At 73.8% G+C, this 2594-nt stretch carries 2 protein-coding genes and 1 pseudogene; 2 read left to right on the forward strand and 1 reads right to left on the reverse strand.

Annotation, left to right across the window (positions count from 1 at the left end; translation table 11 throughout):
- Nucleotides 1-1141: FGGY family carbohydrate kinase (locus tag ACZ7MY_RS43030; protein ID WP_499611855.1), on the reverse strand; the 1141-nt coding region annotated here is incomplete at its 3' end.
- A 73-nt stretch (nucleotides 1142-1214) separates the two neighbouring features.
- Between ACZ7MY_RS43030 and xylA the strand changes: the two genes are divergently transcribed.
- A complete protein-coding gene (xylA, locus tag ACZ7MY_RS43035; protein ID WP_499611858.1) occupies nucleotides 1215-2384 on the forward strand; it encodes a xylose isomerase in 1170 nt (389 codons plus the stop codon).
- A 53-nt stretch (nucleotides 2385-2437) separates the two neighbouring features.
- A pseudogene (locus tag ACZ7MY_RS43040) lies at nucleotides 2438-2594 on the forward strand (GNAT family N-acetyltransferase); the annotation flags it as partial.

Raw genomic sequence — 2594 nt, forward strand, 5'->3', positions numbered from 1 at the left:
GCGGCTCGTCCGAGCCGGCGCCGTCGACCGCGAGCACCTGGTCCAGGGCGGTGAGCAGGGCGTACGCCGCGCCGTCGTAGGCGGCCTGGAGGATCTGCCCCGGGGTGGTGTCGTGGCGCAGCCCGGTGAGCAGCCCGGAGGCGTACGGCAGGTTCGGGGTGCGCTCGCCGTCGAGGAACGGGAGCAGGACCGTACCGCCGCCCGCCTCGACCGCCTCGCGGTCCAGCGACAGCAGCCCCGCGATCTTGTCGACGGCGAGGGTGCAGTTGAGGGTGCAGGCCAGCGGCAGCCAGTCGCCGTGCCCGCCCGCGAAGCCCGCGACGATGCCGGTGGGGTCGGTGGGCCGGGTGGTGGCCGGGGTGTAGACGGTGCCGGAGGTGCCGAGGCTGAGCGCGGGCTGCCCGGGGGCGAGCCCGAGGCCCAGGGCAGCGGCGGCGTTGTCGCCGGTGCCGGCGCCGACCAGGACGCCCTCGCGCAGCGGCAGCCCGGGCAGGGTGACACCGGCGGCCTCGCCGGGGCCCAGGACCCGGGGCAGCAGGGCCGGGTCGAGGCCGATCTCCGCGAGCAGCGCCTCGTCGTACGTCTCGGTGTCCGTCGCCCACCAGCCGGTGCCGGAGGCGTCGCCCCGGTCGGTGACGCCCGCGCCGGCGAGCCGCTCGGTGAGGAAGTCGTGCGGGAGGCGGACGGCCGCCGCGGCCTTCGCCGTCTCGGGCTCGTGCTCGGCGAGCCAGGCCCACTTGGTCACGGTGAAGCTCGTGCCCGGCACGCTGCCGAAGCGCCGCGCCCAGTGCGCGGCGCCGTGCCGCTCCACCAGGGCGGCGGCCTGCGGGGCGGACCGCACGTCGTTCCAGAGCAGCGCGGGCCGCAGGGGCCGGCCGACCGGGTCGAGGACGACCAGGCCATGCTGCTGGCCGCCGACCGAGACGGCGTCGGCGCGTTCGGCGTAGGGCCCGATCTGGGCGAGGGCGGCGCCGAGCGCGCGCCACCACACCTCGGGGTCCGTCTCGCGGCCCGCTCCCTCACTCACCGTGTGCCGGGCCTGTCCCCTGGCCAGCACCTCACCCGTCTCGACGTCGACGGCGAGCACCTTGGTCGACTGGGTGGAACTGTCCACACCCAGCGCGATCGGTCCGTTACCCATCCTGCGGCTCCCTTCACAAAGCGGCGATGGCATATTAATTTGTTCAGTGGTCTTACGAATAGGAGCCGCCGCGATGAGTTTCACCCCCACCCCCGAGGACAAGTTCACCTTCGGTCTCTGGACCGTCGGCTGGCAGGGCCGCGACCCCTTCGGTGACGCGACCCGACCCGCCCTCGACCCCGTCGAGAGCGTCAACCGGCTGGCCGAGCTCGGTGCGTACGGCGTCACCTTCCACGACGACGACCTGATCCCCTTCGGGTCGGACGACACCGCCCGCGAGGGCCACATCAAGCGCTTCCGCCAGGCGCTGGACGCCACCGGCCTGAAGGTGCCGATGGCCACCACCAACCTCTTCACGCACCCGGTCTTCAAGGACGGCGGCTTCACCGCCAACGACCGTGAGGTGCGGCGCTTCGCGCTCCGCAAGACCATCCGCAACATCGACCTCGCCGCCGAGCTGGGCGCCAAGGTCTACGTCGCCTGGGGCGGCCGCGAGGGCGCCGAGTCCGGTGCCGCCAAGGACGTGCGGGTCGCGCTCGACCGCTTCAAGGAGGCCTTCGACCTCCTCGGCGAGTACGTCCTCGAGCAGGGCTACGACCTCCGCTTCGCCATCGAGCCCAAGCCGAACGAGCCGCGCGGCGACATCCTGCTGCCGACCATCGGCCACGCGCTGGCGTTCATCAACGAGCTGGCCCACCCCGAGCTCGTCGGCCTCAACCCCGAGGTCGGCCACGAGCAGATGGCCGGGCTGAACTTCCCGCACGGCATCGCCCAGGCGCTGTGGCACGGCAAGCTCTTCCACATCGACCTCAACGGCCAGACCGGCATCAAGTACGACCAGGACCTGCGCTTCGGCGCCGGCGACCTGCGCTCCGCGTTCTGGCTGGTCGACCTGCTGGAGTCGGCCGGGTACGAGGGCCCGCGCCACTTCGACTTCAAGCCCCCGCGGACCGAGGACATGGACGGCGTGTGGGCGTCCGCCGCCGGCGGCATGCGCAACTACCTCATCCTCAAGGAGCGCGCCGCCGCGTTCCGTGCCGACCCGGCCGTGCAGGAGGCGCTGAAGGCCTCCCGCCTGGACCAGCTGGCCCAGCCGACCCTCGGCGAGGGCGAGTCCCTGGCCGACCTGCTCGCCGACCGCGGCGCCTACGAGGAGTTCGACGCCGACGCCGTCGCGACCCGCGGCTCCGCCTTCGAGCAGCTCGACCAGCTCGCCATGGACCACCTGCTCGGCACCCGCTGAGACCCCGGGAAACAGGGTTGCCGCCGGGCGCGCCCCGGCGGCACCCTGCGGGGGTGATCGAACTGCGTGTGCTCACCCCCGACGACTGGCCGCTCTGGCGGCGACTGCGCCTCGCCGCGCTCGCCGACGCGCCGCAGGCCTTCGGCGCCCGCCTCGCCGACTGGCAGGGCGACGGCGACCGCGAGGAACGCTGGCGCGCCCGGCTCGCCC

This window comes from Streptomyces sp. NPDC111520 (genome assembly GCF_055635295.1).

What these genes read in the sequence shown, in the direction of transcription:
- xylA (WP_499611858.1), top strand. Translation starts at nt 1,215, where the DNA reads ATGAGTTTCACCCCCACCCCCGAGGACAAGTTCACCTTCGGTCTCTGG.